This is a genomic window from Corticimicrobacter sp. (assembly GCF_040137905.1).
In the GTDB taxonomy this organism is placed as follows: Bacteria; Pseudomonadota; Gammaproteobacteria; order Burkholderiales; family Burkholderiaceae_B; genus Corticimicrobacter.
Genome location: NZ_JBEFDG010000056.1, coordinates 22466 through 40861 on the forward strand (window position 1 = coordinate 22466; position 18396 = coordinate 40861).

11 protein-coding genes are annotated in these 18396 nt (G+C 64.1%); 3 read left to right on the forward strand and 8 right to left on the reverse strand.

The genetic code is table 11. The annotated features are described in order from the left end of the window. Positions 1-523 precede the first annotated feature (523 nt). The 6 genes from ABN482_RS09630 to ABN482_RS09655 all read right to left on the reverse strand — a co-directional run bounded on the left by ABN482_RS09630 (position 524) and on the right by ABN482_RS09655 (position 6327). On the reverse strand, positions 524-2056 hold the full coding sequence (locus ABN482_RS09630) for an NAD(P)/FAD-dependent oxidoreductase (protein ID WP_349503782.1): 1533 nt from the start codon (positions 2054-2056) through the stop codon (positions 524-526). Positions 2057-2077: 21 nt separating this feature from the next. Beyond that, a complete protein-coding gene (locus ABN482_RS09635) occupies positions 2078-2446 on the reverse strand; it encodes a DUF805 domain-containing protein (RefSeq protein ID WP_349503783.1) in 369 nt (122 codons plus the stop codon). Between the two features lie 110 nt (positions 2447-2556). Then, positions 2557-3297: a cache domain-containing protein gene (locus tag ABN482_RS09640; RefSeq protein ID WP_349503784.1), complete on the reverse strand. Its 741-nt coding sequence runs from the start codon at positions 3295-3297 to the stop codon at positions 2557-2559. A gap of 25 nt (positions 3298-3322) precedes the next feature. Further along, positions 3323-4075 carry a FadR/GntR family transcriptional regulator gene (locus tag ABN482_RS09645; RefSeq protein WP_349503785.1) on the reverse strand — a complete coding sequence of 251 codons (753 nt, stop codon included), beginning with the start codon at positions 4073-4075 and terminating at the stop codon, positions 3323-3325. 30 nt (positions 4076-4105) lie between these two features. Then, positions 4106-4879 (reverse strand): nuclear transport factor 2 family protein, encoded by a 774-nt coding sequence (locus tag ABN482_RS09650; protein WP_349503786.1) that lies wholly within the window; start codon positions 4877-4879, stop codon positions 4106-4108. A 17-nt stretch (positions 4880-4896) separates the two neighbouring features. Next, positions 4897-6327, reverse strand: coding sequence for a gamma-aminobutyraldehyde dehydrogenase (locus ABN482_RS09655; protein ID WP_349503787.1), 1431 nt, complete (start codon positions 6325-6327; stop codon positions 4897-4899). A gap of 182 nt (positions 6328-6509) precedes the next feature. On the opposite strand from ABN482_RS09655, the gene ABN482_RS09660 reads away from it, so the two are divergent. Together ABN482_RS09660 and pbpC are read left to right on the forward strand one after the other, a co-directional pair. Then, entirely contained in the window at positions 6510-12359 is a 5850-nt protein-coding gene (locus ABN482_RS09660; protein WP_349503788.1) for an alpha-2-macroglobulin, read from the forward strand. After that, positions 12356-14743 (forward strand): penicillin-binding protein 1C, encoded by a 2388-nt coding sequence (gene pbpC / locus ABN482_RS09665; RefSeq protein ID WP_349503789.1) that lies wholly within the window; start codon positions 12356-12358, stop codon positions 14741-14743. Before ABN482_RS09660 ends, pbpC begins: the two co-directional genes overlap by 4 nt. A gap of 58 nt (positions 14744-14801) precedes the next feature. On the opposite strand, the gene ABN482_RS09670 is transcribed toward pbpC, so the two are convergent. Then, a complete protein-coding gene (locus ABN482_RS09670; protein ID WP_349503790.1) occupies positions 14802-15815 on the reverse strand; it encodes an Rpn family recombination-promoting nuclease/putative transposase in 1014 nt (337 codons plus the stop codon). A 263-nt stretch (positions 15816-16078) separates the two neighbouring features. On the opposite strand from ABN482_RS09670, the gene ABN482_RS09675 reads away from it, so the two are divergent. Next, positions 16079-17176, forward strand: coding sequence for a lipid A deacylase LpxR family protein (locus ABN482_RS09675; RefSeq protein WP_349503791.1), 1098 nt, complete (start codon positions 16079-16081; stop codon positions 17174-17176). A gap of 40 nt (positions 17177-17216) precedes the next feature. Here ABN482_RS09675 and ABN482_RS09680 read toward each other — a convergent pair whose 3' ends face one another. Beyond that, positions 17217-18293, reverse strand: a complete 1077-nt coding sequence (locus ABN482_RS09680) for a protein-glutamate methylesterase/protein-glutamine glutaminase (protein ID WP_349503792.1) — start codon at positions 18291-18293, stop codon at positions 17217-17219. Positions 18294-18396: the final 103 nt, after the last annotated feature.

The following is an 18396-nucleotide window of genomic DNA, read 5'->3' on the forward strand; positions in this document are numbered from 1 at the left end:
AAGGACAGCAGTTTTGAGAAAAAACTTAGGATCTACAGGCGAATACGCCATATGCCATGTCATCCCATCAGGAGATCCAGGCTGCGGCATATCTCGAGTGTTGCGATCTGGCTTTAGCTCTTACGAGGCAGCTGATGATGCGGTGGCTGATGTAGCTAGTGAGCTTGGCGTTGCTTGGCAAGAATGCGCAATTTTTCCAGCAGAAAAAACGGATAGTACGGATCGTCCAAACTCTTAAAATGTTCGCTTCAGTTGCCTAACAGTTCGATCCGATGCTGCGTTGTGGTGCAGCTTAACTCAGGTTTAATAGATGTCTGCTATGGGTCGAAAGCCGACATCCATCGTCCTTGTCAGCGCCCTGCAGTCTTTGTTCTATAAGGTGAGAGAGAACGAGCTATGATGATCACAAACAAGCACGCTCCCCCTTGCAATCGGCTCTATTACAGTGCCCGGTCTGCTCTCAGGGCGTGAGTGCCGACGCTCAGCGACACGCATAGCGCCCTTTCTCGCCGTAAAACACCCCTCAAAACGACACCATATCCGCCGGATTCACCAGACTCTTCAGGCTCAGGGCTCCCTTGACCAGCGGTATGGCGACGGGGCCGAGATAGTCACCCATGGGAATGGGGGCATGCTCGAAACGCGTCAGCATCGCGAAATCATGGTTGCGACCCGTGAGGTCGTCGCTGATGGCCTTGCCGATCCGTACGGTCTGGGCCACGCCATGGCCGCTCCAGCCATGAGCCATGTAGACAGGCACGGCAGCATCGCTCTTGCGGCAGTCGGTGACCCCGCTCAGGGTGATGTCGCTGATGCCGCCCCAGGAGTATTCCAGTTCGGGCGATTCCAGTTGCGGAAATACGGTCCTGATCCGTTCCAGCAGGTAATTGTTCACATCGCGTGACGACCATGAGTTGCCGGTGCCCTGGCCGCCAAACAACAGCCGGTTGCCGCGCACGGCCCGGTAATAGTCGATCTGCAGTTGTGTGTCATAGACCGGCAGGTCGGCGGGCAGCAGTTCGGCGGCTGGTACGGGCAAGGGCGGGGTGACGGCCACGTAGGTGTAGAAAGGCACCGTGGTAGAGCTGCCGGGCAGGAACTGGCCGGTGGCACTGTGAACGCCCAGCACGACCGCCTTGCGGGCATGGAGCACGCCGCCGGGGGTCACGACCCGAGTACCTGCAGAATCTGTCTCGATTTTTTCAACGGGCGTGCCGTCGTGTACGGTGCCGCCCTGTGCCGTGAAGGCATGGATCAGGCCGCGCAGTAGTGCCAGCGGATGGACCTGGCCGCCCGAGCTGTCGAGCGCCGCGCCGTGGTAGATATCCGAGCGGACATATTCTTGCAGTTCGTGCGGCCCGATGATGCGAACGGCCCGATCGCCCAGGCGGCGTCGGGCGTCGGCATTCTGGACCAGAGCACCCATGTGGCCGGCATGCACGGCGGCCGTGATGTGGCCGTGTTTGCGGTCGCATTCAAAACCGTGGCGGGCCGAGAGTGCGTCCAGCAGCTCCATGGCTTCCACCGAGGCGAAGCGCCAGAGTTTCTGAGCATCTTCAGCAGAGAGATTGTCGAGCATGGTCTCGGCTTCCCAGCGCGCCAGTCCCGGCGTGAGCTGTCCGCCGTTGCGGCCGGACGCGCCCGAGCCGATATGATCCTTCTCGACCAGGATGACGTCGAGCCCGGCCTCGGCCATGTGCAGCGCCGTCGATGCGCCGAGCAGGCCGCCGCCGACGATGACCACGTCGCAGGTGCGGTCGCCTGCCAACGGGCCGAAATCAGGCCAGGCTGCCAGCGATGCCTCGTAATAGTTGGCCGGTGCCGGGTCGGCAGGCGAGGTGTCGCGATGCCAGTTCCAGATACGGGGATCCAGCCCCAGTCGGGACGCTGTCTGGTGGGCATCCGGCAGCAGCACGGGGGCGGGGGCGGCCTGGCCGACCGGGCCGGTGAGGTCCGCGATCCGTGCCAGCAGCGGAGCGGGCAGCAGGGCGGCGCAGGCACTCGCACCGGACAGGGCGGCACTCTTGAGCATGAAATTGCGTCGATTGAGGGTCATGATAGGGCTCCTGGTGTGGTGTCAATGAGGCTGCGTGGCGGCTTGAAGGTGGTCATGCGTGGCCGAGCCGCCTTTCGGCAGGGCCAGTCCGAAGATGAAGAGCAGGCCGATGGGCGGCAGGAGGCAGAGCAGCAGCCACCAGCCGCTGTGGCCGGTGTCGTGCAGGCGACGGGCAGCCAGGGCCAGACCGGGCAGCAGTGTCAGCAGCAGATACAGCGCGGTGAGCCAGCCCATACCGATTTCCGGGTTGGCCAGGGCAAAGGTCCGCTCCAGAAAGGAAATGAGCGCAATTGCGCAGAGCTGGATCAGCAGAAAGCCGATGTATTCCCGGCGGCTGGCTGTGCCCCGGAAGGTGGCGTAATGCCTGAGGGCGTGCAGATACCATTTCATGTGACGTTCTCCATCAAAGGTAAAAAATCAGGGCGCAGGCCGGCCTGCCCGGTCCGGGCGGACAGGGTGCTGCGTCTTGTCGGGGTGGTGCTGCTGCGGGAGCGGGGGCGTCAGCGGGGGCCGCTGGGCGGCAGGCCGGGCGCGTCGTCCAGAACGACCAGTTGCAGTGGGATGCCCGGCTTGCTGTGGCAGGCGGGCAGTCGGTTTGTCTTCCAGAGGTCGCCGGTACGGATGTCGGGTGAGGTCGAGATAATGACGCGGCGGTCGCTGTTGAGGACGAGCGCTGGCTGTGAGATGGTCGTCAGCGCCGGCAGGGCGAGTGTTTCAAGTGTCGAGACCAGCACATCGACTGCCGTGACCCCGGCAAAGGCGTTGTCGATCATGACCGGGTGGGCAGCCGTCATGGTGTAGGCACCGTTGCAGACATAATCCACGTAGGGGCCGTCGACAAAGGGCTGGTGGCGGCGTGCCGGTTGTTCGAACCAGTCGAAGGTACGGAAATCCAGGCGTTGCCGGATTTCCTGGCTCTGGTCGAGATGTGCCTGGCGGGCATCGCCGGCTTCGCGCAGCCACCATTCGAGGGTCCAGTAGCCATTGTCGGTGGCCGTGGGCGACGCATAGCTGGCAAAGCCTGCACCGTGGCACCAGGCATGGCGTTCGAGGGCCACCTGGATGTGTGCCTGCAGTGCCTGGCGCTGGCTGTCCGACAGTCGGGTGCCCTGGGTGCCGGGCTGGGGTGAAGGGACGATGTCGGCGGCAATGCGGGCCAGTGCGGCGGCGCTGTGCTGCATGTCGCCGATGATGCGTTCCAGTGTGTCCTGGGCGTGTTCTATTTGGGATTGAATGCGCATTTTCTGCTCCTGTCCTGATGGTGCATCAGGCTGCTGCAGTGGGGGGCGATGATGTCGGATCGCGCAGACGCAACTTGAGGTCGAGCATCTGTGCGGTGAGCGCGGCCAGCATGCCTTGCGCGGCATCGCGTGCGGCCATGCCGTCGTCGGCTGCCAGGGCGGCCAGGATCCGGCCATAGGCCTGGACCGTGACGGCGTGAGCCTGGCTGTCGTGGTAGAGCGCCGCAGCCAGCGGTGCCCATTCTGCCTGGATGGCCAGCGCCTGGTTGGCAAGACGGGCTGACTGCGCCTGCGTTGCCAGTGTCAGCAGGCAACGCATGTCGGCCTGGGCACGGGCTTCGGGCTGGCTGGCTTGGGCGAAATCCGCAACCAGCGAGGCCAGTCGCTCCTGATCCCTGGCCGTGCTGCGTTGCCCGGCCAGCAGGGCGCTGTGGCCAATGATGGCAGCGTGCAGTTCGCCCAGGTCGGCGATGCCGTCGCTGCTGGCCAGGCGCAGGGGGTGATGCTCCTGGCGGGCCCGTTCGGGCAGTCGGCAGACGAAACTGCCGCCGTTGCGGCCGCGCCGGGTGTCGATCAGGCCGCGCGCGCGCAGCGTGTTGAGGGCTTCGCGTATCGTGACCGGCGAAACCCCCATGAGCCGTGACAGCTCCGCCTCGTTGGGCAGTTGCTCCTCGGTTTCGAGCAGGCCGGCCACGATGGCGTTGCTGAGCCGTTCGGCAATCTGCTCGGCGCGGGAGCTCTGGCCGATGGGAGAGTAGACGACAGTATGCGCAGTCATGACATCAATGCAGTGGTGGAAAAGCGAAAGTCAGAATATGCCATGTCTGTGCAGTGCCTGGGCATCTTCCGGCACGGGCATGATGGCATCCCACAGTTCGATGATCCTGCCGTCCTGGACGCGCCACAGTTCGAAATAGGCATGGCGTGCCCCGGCGATGGCACCTTCCGAGTGGGTCAGTACGAACTGGCCATCGGCAACGGTATGGTGGATACGGGCATAGTCCAGGGCCTGTCCCTCGTCACGCAGCTTTTCGAGAAAGGCGATGACCGGCTCGACGCCATCGGCGATGTCCGGGCTGTGCTGCAGGAAAGTCTTGCCGTCCGTGTAGCGCCGAAAGCCTTCGTAGTCACCTGCGATCAGCGTCTCCGTGAAAAAGCGCGTCACCCGTGCACGGTTCTGTTCCGGGTCGTGCCCCGTGCCGGGATCGGTGGGGCCGTCGAGCTGACTGCGGCCACTGGCGTTGGGGGCCGCCTCGGGCACCAGCCCGTCCCAGTGCTCGACGATCAGGCCATCGGCGATCCGGTACAGATCAAAACCGATCAGTGGCTGCTTTTCCAGTCCGGTATAGCGACCGTGGATGGCAACCAGATCGCCATCCTGAAGCACACGATGAGCCTCATGGTGCAGGTCCGGATGCGCCGCCACCAGTGTGCGCAGACCTTCCAGTCCATCGGCAACCAGGGGCGAGTGCTCGACGAAATCGGGTGAGAAGTAGCGCTCCAGCGCGCCGGTGTCGCGCTCTGTGAAAAGTTCGCGGTGTGCGCGGGCGACACGCTCGCGCAGGCTTTCGATTGCTGTCATGGTGTTCTCCCGTGTGCTCAGTCGTGTGCGCTCATCACATGCTTGATGCGGGTGTATTCCTCGAAACCGTAGCCCGAGAGATCCTTGCCGTAGCCCGAGCGCTTGAAGCCGCCGTGCGGCATTTCCCCGGTCAGCGGGATGTGCGTATTGATCCAGACCGTGCCGAAGTCGAGCGCGCCCGACAGCCGCGTGGCACGGCCGTGGTCGCGGGTCCAGACACTGGAGGCCAGGCCGTATTCGACATCGTTGGCCTTGTCGAGGGCATCGGCTTCGTCCCGGAAGGACTGCACGGTAATGACCGGCCCGAAAATCTCGGTCTGGATGGCTTCGTCATGCTGCTGCAGCCCGGTGATGACGGTGGGCTCGAAGTAGAAACCCGGGCGGTCTGCCTGCTTGCCACCCGTTTCGATGCGCGCATGGGCCGGCAGGCGCTCGATGAAACCCTGGACCCGCTCCAGTTGGCTGGCATTGTTGAGCGGTCCGTAGAGCGCATCCTCGTCGTCAGGGTCGCCAAAGCGGGTGGCCCTGGCCGCTTCGACCAGGCGGGCCACGAAATCGTCGTGGACGGATTCTGCCACCAGCACCCGCGCGGCTGCGGTGCAGTCCTGGCCGGCATTGAAATAGCCCGTGGTGGCAATGGTGGTGGCCGCCTTGTCGAGATCGGCGTCCTCGAAGATCACGACGGGTGCCTTGCCGCCCAGTTCGAGGTGGGCGCGGGTCAGGTTGGAGGCGGCTGCAGCGGCGACCTGCAGGCCGGCCCTGACGGAGCCGGTAATGGAGACAAGTGCCGGGGTCTTGTGCGAGACAATTCGGGCACCGGCATCGGCCTTGCCCAGCAAGACATTGATGGTGCCGACCGGAAAGAACGGGGCGGCCAGTTCGGCCAGCAGCAGGGTGCTTTCCGGCGTGGTGTCGCTGGGCTTGAGCACGGTGGTGTTGCCGGCGGCCAGGGCCGGTGCCAATTTCCAGACGGCCATCATCAACGGGTAGTTCCAGGGGGTGACCTGACCGACCACGCCCAGTGGTTCGCGGCGGATCGAGGATGTCAGGCCCGGTATGTATTCGGCGCTGGCCTTGCCTTCGAGGCAGCGTGCCATGCCGGCGAAAAAGCGGATCTGGTCGGCAGAGGTCGCGACTTCCTCGGACGCAATCAGGTATTTGAGCTGTCCGGTGTTGCGGCTTTGGGCCTCGATCAGACGGTCGGCATTCTGTTCGACGGCATCGGCCAGCGCCAGCAGGGCTTTCTGGCGTTGCGAGGGCGTGCTGCGGCCCCATGTGCGAAACGCTCCCCTGGCTGCATCGTAGGCGCGGTCGATATCGGCCTGCGTGGCATTGGGCGAGCGGGCGTAGACCTGCCCGGTGACCGGGCTGACCAGATCGAAGTATTCACTGTCTGCGGCGGCTGTGTACTGGCCGTTGATGAAGTGTTTGAGTGTCGTGTGCGACATGTTTGTCTCCTGTTATGGTGGGTTCTTATCAAATATCATATGAAGTAATATGTATTGTGCAAACCTAGGAAAACCCTAGGCCGATGCGAGACACATTCCGGGTGCACAGGCACGCTTGCGTGGCGTCGCCGCAGCAGCAAATAGGCGATAATGCGTCTGTTCCCCTGATATCTGCCCGCACCATGAAATTCCTCTCTTCCCTGGCCCGCCCGTTGCGTGCCGTGAGCGGTGGCGTATGCCGCCTGCTGGCCGCCTGCTGGGTATTCCTGTTCGGACGGGTGCAGTGGCAGGCCCCCGCCTGGCTGGCTGCCCTGGGCAGTGGCTTTGCATGGCTGGGAAATGGCATGCGGCGTCGGCCGCGGGTTGCCGGTGCGGCACTGGCTGGTTTGGCGCTGGTGGCCGCAGGGGCCTGGTATGGCTGGCAGTGGTATGAATCCAGGCCGCAGCCGCACACTGTGCAGTACCGCATCGTGGCCCCGGAGCTGACCCGCTACGACGAGAATGGCCGTCATGTGCAGCCGCTGCGCGTGGCCTTTGCCGAGCCGGTGGCACCGCTGGAGGCGGTGGGGCAGGTGCTGACGCAAGGTGTGTCCGTGTCGCCGGCCATCGACGGGCAATGGCGCTGGAGCAGCAGTCGCCTGCTGGTGTTCGAGCCGGCAGGCGATTGGCCGGTCGGGCAAAAATATGATGTGACGATGCAGCCTGAGCGGTTGCTGGCACCGGGCGTGTTGCTGTCGTCGGCGCAGGGTACGTTCGAGACGCAGGCCTTCAACGGCTGGATCGAGGCCCTGACGTTCTACCAGGATCCGCAGGACGAGCAGATCAAGCGGGCGGCGGCCACGGTTGCCTTCACCCATCCGGTCGATGAGGAAAGCGTGCGTCGGCGGGTCGCCTTCAACCTGGGCAAGGGCCTGCAATATCAGGCCGGGCAGGCCGCAGAGCCGGCCATCCGGTTTGATGAACAAGGGCTCAAGGCCTATATCCTGTCGGCTGCGCTGGCGGTGCCGCTGGAGTCCGTGCAGGCCGAACTGCGGCTGGACAAGGGTATCAAGGCACGCAGCGGTGGCCAGGCACTGGACAGGGACATGCATCGCGCCCTGACCGTGCCCGGACGCTACCAGCTGGAGTTCGAAAGCGGCGGCATCATCTTTGCCGACAATGACCAGGGCGAGCCGGAACCGGTTCTGATGCTGCACAGTACCCGCCCCATGACGGACGACACCATTGCGGCCGGCGTGCAGGCCTGGGTGTTGCCCGTGCGTGCGCGGGATCAGGGCTATTGGGATACGATGGACGTGACCGATGCCGTGCTGGCGCGGTCGTCGCGGATTGCGCTGACGCACGTGCCCAGCATCGAGCCGCTCAATACGCAGCATGCCTTCCGTTTCGATGCGCCGCCGGGACGCCAGATATTCGTGCGGGTCCAGGCGGGGCTGGAAGCCATCGGGGGTTACCTGGCGCGCAATCCGCATCTCGAGGTGCAGACCATGCCGGATTACCCGCGGGTGCTGCGCTTCATGTCCGATGGCGCGCTGCTGGGCCTGTCGGGCGAGCGCCGGCTGGGCTTCATGGCGCGTGGCGTACCGGGCGCGCAGGTGGAAATTGCCCGCATGCTGCCCAATCAGCTGCATCATCTGGTGGACCAGGGCAGCGGGACCTTTGCCCGGCCATCCCTGTCGGAATCGTCGTTCGACCGCATGGTCGAGCGCGAGCGGCTGGATATCATGTTGCCGCCCGGTGATCCGGCCAAGACGCGCTACAGCAGTGTGGACCTGGGCGATTACCTGACGGCCCAGGGCGGGCGTCGGGGCGTGTTCGTGGTGCGGATTGCCGCCACCGACGACGAAGATGACCGTACGTTTGTACAGGGCTACGAGGCCCGCGATACGCGTTTCATCGTGGTCACCGACCTGGGCATCATTGCCAAGCGCGCCAGCGATGGCAGCCAGGATGTGTTTGTGCAGTCCATCGGCACCGGCGAGCCGGTGGCGCAGGCGCAGGTCGAACTGGTCGGCCGCAACGGCCTGCCGGTGGCCCGCCAGTTCACCGATGCACAGGGGCGCGCGCACTTTGCCCAACTGGGCGACCTGCGGCGCGAACGTGCACCCCTGATGATCGTGGTCTCTGCCGGTACCGACATGTCGTTCCTGCCGCTGGCCAAGCGCTCGCATTATCTGGATTATTCACGCTTTGACGTGGGCGGTGCCTACGAGAGTGGCCAGCCCGACCGGCTGCAGGGTTACCTGTTCACCGATCGAGGCCTGTACCGGCCGGGCGAAACGGCACACCTGGGCCTGATCGTGCGGCGCGCCGACTGGCAGGGTGACCTGGCCGGCATGCCGCTGGAATTCCGTGTATTCGATCCACGCGGCATGATGGTGCTGCGCCAGCGCTACAGCCTGTCGGCGGGCGGATTTGACGAAATGGAGTACACCAGCAGCGAAACCGCTGCGGCGGGGGATTACCAGGCGTCGTTGCACCTGATGGGACCGGATGGCGAAGAAACCGAAATCGGCAGCACGACATTCCGCGTGCGTGATTTCGAGCCGGACCGGATGAAAGTCGGTCTGGATCTGACGGCGCAGCCGGTTGTCGGCTGGGTGCGCCCGGATCAGGTGCAGGCGCGGGTCGAGGCCATGCATCTGTTCGGCGCCCCGGCTTCGGACCGGCGCGTATCGGCCGAGATGCGCCTGGCCCCCGCTTTTGCCGGTTTCGAGCGCTATCGCGACTATCGCTTCCGTGCCTATAACCCGCGCAGCGAAGTCAGCATCGAGAACCTGCCGGACCAGCAGACCGACGAAAACGGCCAGGCCACATTCGACCTGGGTCTGGACCGGTTTGCCGAGGGGACCTACGGCCTGCAATTGCTGACGCGGGTCTATGAGGCAGAAGGCGGACGCAATGTGGCGGCCCAGTCGCGTGTGCTGGTATCGAGCGCGCCCTGGCTGGTGGGCGTGCGCAGCCGCGATGCGCTCGATTATGTGGCGCGAGGTGCCCAGCGCGCCGTGGACTGGCTGGCCGTCGGGCCGGATCTCGAACCGGTGGCGGTCGAGGGGCTGACCCTGGATCTGGTCGAAAAGCGCTATGTATCGGTGCTGGTGCGCCAGCCCGACGATACCTATCGTTATGTCTCGCGGCTCAAGGAAGTGTCGCTGGGCAGCCAGCCGTTTGGGGTGCCGGTGGCAGGCAAGGCCTGGCCGCTGGATACCGGCAAGCCGGGTGACTTCAGCCTGCGGCTGATGGATGCCGAAGGGCGGCTGCTCAATGCCATCGACTATTCGGTTGCCGGTGCCGCCAACATGACGCGTGCCCTGGATCGCAATGCCGAGCTGCAGTTGAAACTCGACCGTGCGCAGTACCGCCCTGGCGACGAGATCGAAATCTCGGTGCGAGCGCCCTATGTCGGTGCCGGCCTGATCACCATCGAGCGTGATCGCGTCTACCAGGCGCAGTGGTTCCGTGCCGATACGACCAGCAGCGTGCAGCGCATCCGCATTCCCGATGACCTGGAGGGCAATGCCTACGTCAATGTTCAGTTCGTGCGTGCACCGTCTTCCGATGAGATCTATGCCAGCCCGCTGTCGGTCGGCGTGGCTCCCTTCAAGCTGAGTCTGGAGCGCCGTACACTGCCGCTGGCGCTGACCTCGCCCGAGAAGATAGAACCCGGCCAGACACTGACCTTCTCGCTGGAGAGTGGTCGTCCGGCGCGGGCCGTGGTTTATGCCGTGGACGAAGGTATCCTGAGCGTGGCGCGCTACCGTACACCCGAGCCGCTGGCGCATTTCTTCCGCAAGCGTGCGCTGGAAGTCGAAACCAGCCAGATCCTCGACCTGATCCTGCCCGAGTTCAGTCGCCTGCTGAATGTAGCCGCTGCCGGGGGTGACGGTGAAGGCGTGCTCGATGCGCATCTCAACCCATTCAAGCGCAAGCGCCAGCCGCCGGTCGCCTGGTGGTCCGGGCTGATCGACGTGCCGGCGGGCCGGTCGCAGTTCAGCTATACGGTACCGGAGAGCTTTAACGGCTCGCTGCGGCTCTTTGCCGTGGCGGTCGATGCCCAGGGCATCGGCGTGGCAGAAGGTGCCAGCGCCGTGCGCGGCCCGCTGGTGATCACCCCCAACGTACCGGCTGCTGTCTCGCCGGGAGACCGTTTTGAAGTAACCGCAGGGGTCTACAGCAACCTGGACGCGCCGGCCGAAGTGCGGCTGGAGGTTGTCGCCGACACGGGCCTGGTTCTGGCCGATGGCACGCAGCAGACGCTTACATTGGCACCGCGTCGCGAGCAGACGCTGAAGCTGCAGGTTCAGGCCGGTGAGCAACTGGGGGCGGCGGCGCTGCGTTGGACTGCTCACCTGCCGGATGGCCGCAAGGTGAGCATCGGCGAGGAAATCTCGGTGCGACCCTTGAGCACGCATCGCGTGACGCTCGATGCCGGCCGTTTTTCAACAGGCAGCCAGACGCTGGCGCTGTCGCGCAACCTGCATGACGCCTATCGGCAGGTCGGGCTCAGTGCAGCGGCATCGCCGCTGGCCTGGATCAGCGGCCTGTCCCAGTATCTGGGAGACTACAGCTACAGCTGCACCGAGCAGATGGTGTCCAAGGCCATGCCGGCGCTGGTGCTGGGTACCGAGGCGGGCGGCACGACACAGCAGGCTCGCGATGCCTATGCGCAGGCCGAGCGGCTGTTGCGCCAGCGCATGAACTACGACGGCGGGATCGGCATGTGGTCAGCCAGCCTGGAGGCCGACGACATGGCGACACTGTATGCGCTCGATTTCCTGATCGAGGCCCGTCAGCGTGGCCTGGTCGTGTCGGATGACCTGCTGGCGCGTACGCTTGACTATGCCGAGGCACTGGCGAATCGTCCATCCGAAGGCATGGAGGATCTGCGCCTGCGTGCCTATGCCGCCTATCTGTTGACCCGCCAAGGGCGACAGGCCGGGCGGATGCTGGCCGATATCCGTGAACAGTACGAGGTTTACCATGGTGATGCATGGCGTCGTGACCTGGGCGCGGCCTATCTGGCTGCTGCCTATCGCCTGATGCGGGAAGACCGGCAGGCCGACGCCCTGTTTGCCGATGTGCCCTGGCAATTGCTGTCGCCCTGGCAGCGCAGTGGCCAGTACAGCGATCCGCTGATCCATGATGCCGAGCGCCTGACGCTGATGAGCCGGCATTTTGCTGCCGCCCGCAAGAGCGTGCCGGATGCGGTGCTGGATCGCATGGGCGAGGCGATTGCTGCACAGCGCTACAGTTCGTATTCGGCCGCATTGCTGGTGCGGGCGCTCGATGCCTACGGCACCCAGGCTGGTGCCGACATGGCACTGCAGGCCAGCGCACGCATGGCCGCCCAGGCTGGCGCGACCGAAGGGCTGCGGATTGCACTGGACCTGCAGGGCAATCCGCCGCAAGCGGCCGTACCGGTGGGCACCCGCCAGGTCGAACTGGAAAAGACGGGGCGGGCACCGGCCTTCTACATGCTGAGCCAGGCCGGCTTTGACCGCGACGTGCCGACCCAGCCGGTATACGAAGGACTGGAGGTGATGCATGCCTATCTGGATCTGGACGGCAAGCCGCTGACGCGTGCCGAAGTCGGCCAGGAAATGCTGGTGCAGGTACGCGTGCGGGTGACCGATGACAATCGTTCAGGCCAGGTGGCCGTAGTCGATCTGTTGCCGGGGGGCGTTGAACCTGTCTACCGCATGGCACCGCAGGTCGATGAAAACAGCTCGGGCTACGATGCCGCAGCCGATGAGTCCGGTGAATACTTCGACGAGGAAGGGGGCGAGGGCGGCTGGCGTGCGCCGATCGGCGAGCCGGAGCGCAGCGACTGGGAACCGGAGCAGGTTGATGTACGCGAGGATCGGGTGATCCTGTATGGCTGGCTGGATCGTCAGGATCGCACATTCGTCTATCGCGTCCGTGCGGTCAGCGCCGGCGAGTTCGGTATCCCGCCGGCTTATGCCGAGGGCATGTACGATCCGACGCTGCAGGCTCACGGTGCCGTGGGCCGGCTGGAAATCGTCCAGCCATGAGGCGTGCTGGGTGGTGGCGTCTGGCGCAGGGGCCGCCACCTCCAGCTTCGGACTTGCAGCAACCCCTGTCATCGCGCCGCCGAGGCTGGCGCTGGCTATATGGTGTGCTGGTGGTGGCGATTGTGCTGGGGCTGGTAGTCGTGGGGGTGCGGCTGTGGCCGGGTCCGGGCCTGTTTGCCGAAGTGGCTTTTTCACGCCAGGTGCTTGCCGCCGACGGCAGTCTGCTGCGCATGACCCTGGCCCCGGACCAGCAATACCGGGAGCATGTGCCGCTGGCCGATATTCCCGACAGCATGGTGCAGGCCATGCTGCTCAAGGAAGATCGATATTTTTACTGGCATCCGGGCATCAACCCGGTGGCCCTGCTGCGTGCCGTGCGTGAAACCTATGGTGGCGGGACGCGCATGGGGGCTTCCACGGTCACCATGCAACTGGCGCGCCGGCTCTACGGCCTCAATACCCGTACCGTGGCTGGCAAGTTGCAACAGATGGCGCTGGCGCTCTGGCTGGAGTTGCGCCATGGCAAGGATGAATTGCTCGAGGCTTATCTCAACCTGGTGCCCATGGGTGGCAACATCGAGGGGGTCGGCGCGGCCAGCCGGCTGTATTTCGGCAAGCCGGCCAGCCGCCTGTCGTTATCCGAGGCACTGGCGCTGGCGGTGATGCCGCAACAGCCGACCTGGCGCAGTCGCTCTGGTTCAGCGCAGCGGCGGGCGACCGAAGCATTGCTGCAGGACTGGTTGCAGGCCTATCCCGATGATGCCCGCAATGGCGGTGTCATGGCACTGGAACTGCCGCCTGCGACGCAGCGACGCCTGCCGTTTTCCGCACCGCATTTAAGCGATCACCTGCTGGCCAGCCGCAGTGATACCGTGTTGCAGACCACGCTGTCTCCGGTACTGCAGCGGATGGCAGAGACAACTGTGCGTCAGTTCGTGCGGCAGCAGGCCAGCCGGGGCGTGCGCAATGCAACGGCGCTGCTGCTGGACAGTCGCGACCTGTCGGTCAAGGCCTGGGTCGGCTCGGCCGACTATTTCGATGTCTCTATCCACGGCCAGGTCGATGGCATACGCGCCCGCCGCTCGCCGGGCTCCACGCTCAAGCCATTCCTGTACGGGCTGGCCCTGGATCGTGGCCTGATCCATCCGCTCAGCATGTTGCGGGACATTCCGACGGCATTCGGGTATTTCCAGCCGGAGAATTTCGACGGCAAGTTTGCCGGGCCGCTGACCGCGCGTGATGCCCTGATCCGCAGCCGCAACATCCCTGCCGTATGGCTGGCCAACCGGCTGGGCCGGCCCGGCCTGCACGATTTGCTGGTGCGGGCAGGGGTCAGCGGCTTGCGAGAAGAGGCGCATTACGGCCTGGCGCTGGCCCTGGGGGGTGGGGAGCTGACGCCGCTGGAACTGGCACAGCTCTATCTGGCGCTGGGGCGCGATGGCCGTGCCGTTCGCGCCCGGATGCTGCAGGGCGATCCCGCGGCGGCGGGCGAAACACTGATGTCGCCAGGCGCGTCATTCATGGTGCGCGACATGTTGCGCTACAACCCCCGCCCGGATGGTTTGCCTCCCGACCGGCGGGGTGCACAATGGCCCGTAGCCTGGAAAACCGGTACGTCGTGGGGGTTTCACGATGCCTGGAGTGCGGGTTTGATCGGCCCGTACGTGCTGGTGGTCTGGGTCGGCAATTTCGATGGGCGGGCCAATCCTGCATTCATTGGTGCCCAGATGGCTGCGCCGCTGTTTTTCCGGCTGGCCGATGCGCTGGCGGCCATCGGGCCGCGTGTCGACTGGCGTGATACCCCTCCGCAGGGCGTCGAGGCAGTGCAGGTGTGCCGCGCTTCGGGCGACCTGCCTGACCGCTGGTGTCCGCAGACCGTGCCGTCCTGGTTCATGCCCGGCGTGTCGCCCATTCGTGTGTCCACGCTGCATCGGCCGGTACGTGTCGATGCGGCCGGACGGGCCGTGTGCGGGCCGCCGTTTCCTGAGGACAGCCGCCTTGAGGTGTTCGAATTCTGGCCGGGCGAGATGCGGCGTCTGTTCGATGCCGCCAGCGTGCCGCGCCGTCATCCGCCCAGCCTGCCGGCATGCGGGACGGGCCATGCGCAGGTGGCAGGTGATCCGCCGTCGATCCTTGCACCATTGCAGGGCGTGACCTACAGGCTGGGCAGTGCCGAGCAGGAAGCCGGGCTGCTGCTGCGCGCCTCGGCCGACAGCGCGGCCACGCGCCTGTACTGGTTTGCCGGCCAGTCGTATCTGGGGCAGTCTGCCCCCGGCGAAGGACTGGCCTGGCGTCCGCCGCGCAGTGGGGCTTACCGGTTGCGGGTCAGTGATGATCTGGGGCGCAGTGCCGAAAGACAGGTGCAGGTCGAATTGGGAGCGTAGGATGAATTCAGCGTTGGTGTATCCGACTTTGGCATGAGTGGTGGCACCTTGCTACACATCAAAGCGGTGTTTTGAATACCTCTTCGATCTGATCGGCATCCAGCACGTTGATGGTCCATTGCTGCAAGGCAGCCAGGTCGGCGGAGGCGATGCGATCCTGCACCGGCATGGGAATATGGCTGAATTTGCGCAGCAGTAATGTAGTCAGCGTTCCCGCTGCCGCTTCACGGCCTTGCGCCAGGGTTTGTTTGATACCTTCTTCCCGACCTTGTTGCAGGCCCTGCTCAATACCCTGTGCCAATCCTTGCTCAACCCCCTTGCGGGTCGCACGATTGAGTGCGGTACGCTCATCGAGCATGGCAATATCATGCTGCAGTGCCGCCCAGCGCAGTTTTTCATCGGCAGACAGGGTCTGCAGGTGTTGCAGGGTTTCCTGCACGGGAGGATGGGTAATCTGCTTCATGGCGGCCTCGTCCAGGTTGTGCAGCAGGCAGGCGATCCAGGCGCGCAGTTCGGGCGGCAGATCGCCCAGTCGTTCAGCCTTGGGCAGTTCCATTATATGCAGTTGCAGAGCTTCCTTGAAGCAGACGGCGGGTGTCTGCTCATCACGCAGGGCCAACCGCCAGAGGGCCTGATGTGGATATTCCGGGAACAGGTCATGAGCCAATAGGCTGATGCCGATCACTGGGCGCAAACTTTCATAATCCTGCCCGGCTTGTAGCTGTTCCGATAGGCCGCGTGCCAGGTAATACACATTGCGTTCCGGCCAGGGTTCTTCGCGGCGTACCTGCATCTCGATGATGAATACGGCGTCGGTGGCATCACGCACCAGGATATCCATGACGATGCGTTTGCCATTGGCGTGGCGCGGCAGGATATCGGGATTGAGCACCTTGACGACGGTAACCGGGGATGGCCACTGCAGAACGGCGTTGATCAGATCCGACAGCAGATGCAGATGACGACTGAAAAGTGCCTTGAACACCAGATCGTTGGTCAGGCGCAGGCCTGGGAGTGAGACGGCATGATCTGCAGTCTGGACATGAGCTTGCAGCAAACCTGAGGCCGGCATATTCGATCCGACCGTATTCAAGCCACCCACTTTTATCCCCGACATCTTCGATTCTGGCATGACGCTCCCTTGTCCGATCAGCGAAAAGGCAATCTACCGGATCGCCATGCCCTTGAAAATTGGACAAAATTGTCACAGGGTGGTCGAAGTTGACTTACCCTCTGACACGTTTTGTCGGTGCTGGCGCAGTTACAATTTTCCGGCTTCCGGCATGGCCGGACCCTATGCAGCATTGCTTATCCCTTTCATGAGGCGAGAACGAGATGACTCCACGGACTCAATACCGATCCGGGCAACGCCGTGCATCGCGCAGGCTGCGCGGCAGCGGCCTGCTGGGCGTGCTCATGTTCATGCTGGCGGGCACGGCTGTGGCGCAGGACTGCGTGCGCGACAGTTCGGTCGAGCAGGCAGGTTTCGGGGTCACGCTGCGGCTCGACAATGATATGTTCGGTTGGGACGATCAGGATCAGAACTACACCAATGGCTTGCTGTTGTCGGTGGTGTCGCCCAATCTGACCGATTTCAGCAATGATCCCTGCCAGCCGGCCTGGATGCGCAAGACCAGCCATTTCCTGCGCTGGCTGCATCCCGAGGCGACCGATCTGCAGAATGTGGTGTTCAGCCTTGGTCAGGGTATGTTCACGCCCGAGGATCGCTATCGCTCCGATCTGATCGAGGATGATCGCCCGTATGCCGGTGTGCTGTTTGTCAGTGCCGGCTACAACGCACGTGCCGATGACCTGCTGCGTACTACCGTACTGCGCCTGGGCGTCGTCGGCCCCGCCGCGCTGGCGGGCAAGACGCAGAGTGAATGGCATCGCATCATCGGTGCCGACCGCTTCAAGGGATGGGATAACCAGTTGCACAACGAGCCGGTTTTCCAACTGATCCACGAGCGTACCCGTCGCTGGCAGCCTGCCGAGGCACGCCGGGGCTGGGGCTGGGATGCCTCGACGCACTGGGGGGGCAGCCTGGGCAACCTCGCTACCTATGCCAATGTGGGTGGGGAGATCCGTTTTGGCTGGCGTCTGCCGGATGATTTTGGCAGTTCACCGTTGCGGCCCTCGGGCGAGAACATGGCACCACAGCCGCGCGGTGAACGCAACAGGGGCTGGGGCGGACACCTGTTTGCCACGGTGGATGGGCGCTGGATGGTGCATGACATTACGTTGGACGGCAATACCTTCCGCAACAGCCACAGCGTGCACAAGCGGCCTTTTGTGGCGGATTTCGGGTATGGGTTGGCCGTCACGTACGGGCCGTGGAAGGTGGCTTTTGCACGCTATCACCGTACCCGCGAATTTGACGGCCAGGGGGATCGGCCGGTGTTCGGCAGCATGACGATCAGTCGGGTATTCTGATTTTGAAGGTGCTCAGCACGCAGTATCGTGCGCGGCATTCTCAGTGAAATGCGACGATTTCCTGAGGCATGCGATCCAGAGGCAAGACCTTGTCCACTCCGCCCATGCGCACGGCTTCCTTGGGCATGCCATAGACGACGCAGGTGGATTCATCTTCAGCCAGGGTGCGGGCACCGGCCTCGTGCATTTCCTTCAGACCGCGGGCACCGTCGTCGCCCATGCCGGTCATGATGATGCCCAGGGCATTCTTGCCGGCGACCTGTGCGACAGAGCGGAACAGCACATCGACGGAAGGCTTGTGGCGATTGACCAGCGGCCCGTCCCTGACCTCGACGCAGTATTGGGCACCGCTGCGCCGTACCAGCATGTGCCTGCCGCCGGGTGCGACCAGCGCCAGTCCGTTGCGGACCCGATCGCCGTCGCGGGCCTCGCGGACCTCGATCTGGCAGAGGCTGTCGAGTCGTTCGGCAAAGAGCGCGGTGAATTTCTCCGGCATGTGCTGCACGATGACCAGTCCGGTACAGACGCGTGGCAGGCGGGTCAGTACCGCCTCCAGCGCCTGGGTGCCGCCGGTGGAGGTGCCGATGGCAATCAGCTTGTGGGTGGTGCCGTACATCTGTTCGCCTTTGTGCGATGACAGGCCGAGGACGGCACTGGCATCGTATTTGGGCGCGACAGGCTGGGCGGGTGTCTGCAGTTTTCGCAGTGCCGACATGTTGACCCTGGCGGCAGCCTTGATGGCGGAGACGATATCGTTGCTGGCATCTTCGAGGAAAGCCTTGAGATCCAGCTTGGGTTTGGTGATGATGCTGACGGCACCGGCGGCGATGGCCTCCATGGCGACCTGGGTACCCTGAGCGGCCAGGGAAGAGCAGATGATGACCGGGGTGGGTCGTTCGGCCATGATTTTTTTGAGGAAGGTAAGGCCGTCCATGCGGGGCATCTCGATGTCGACGATAAAGACATCGGGCCATTCGTGCTGCAGGCGTTGCAGGGCGAAAATGGGATCCTGCGCCGTGCCGATGACTTCGATGGCGGGCTCGCGCGAGATGGCCTGGGAGACGACTTTGCGTACCACGGCCGAATCATCGACGATCATGACGCGGGTTTTTGGCATATGTGAGGCTCCTTGGCAGAAGAAGACTGTCGGGACGTTTTACGGTTTGAGCAGCAGCGAATCCGTACCGGGTACTGTCAACCAGACATCACCGTTCCCCAGA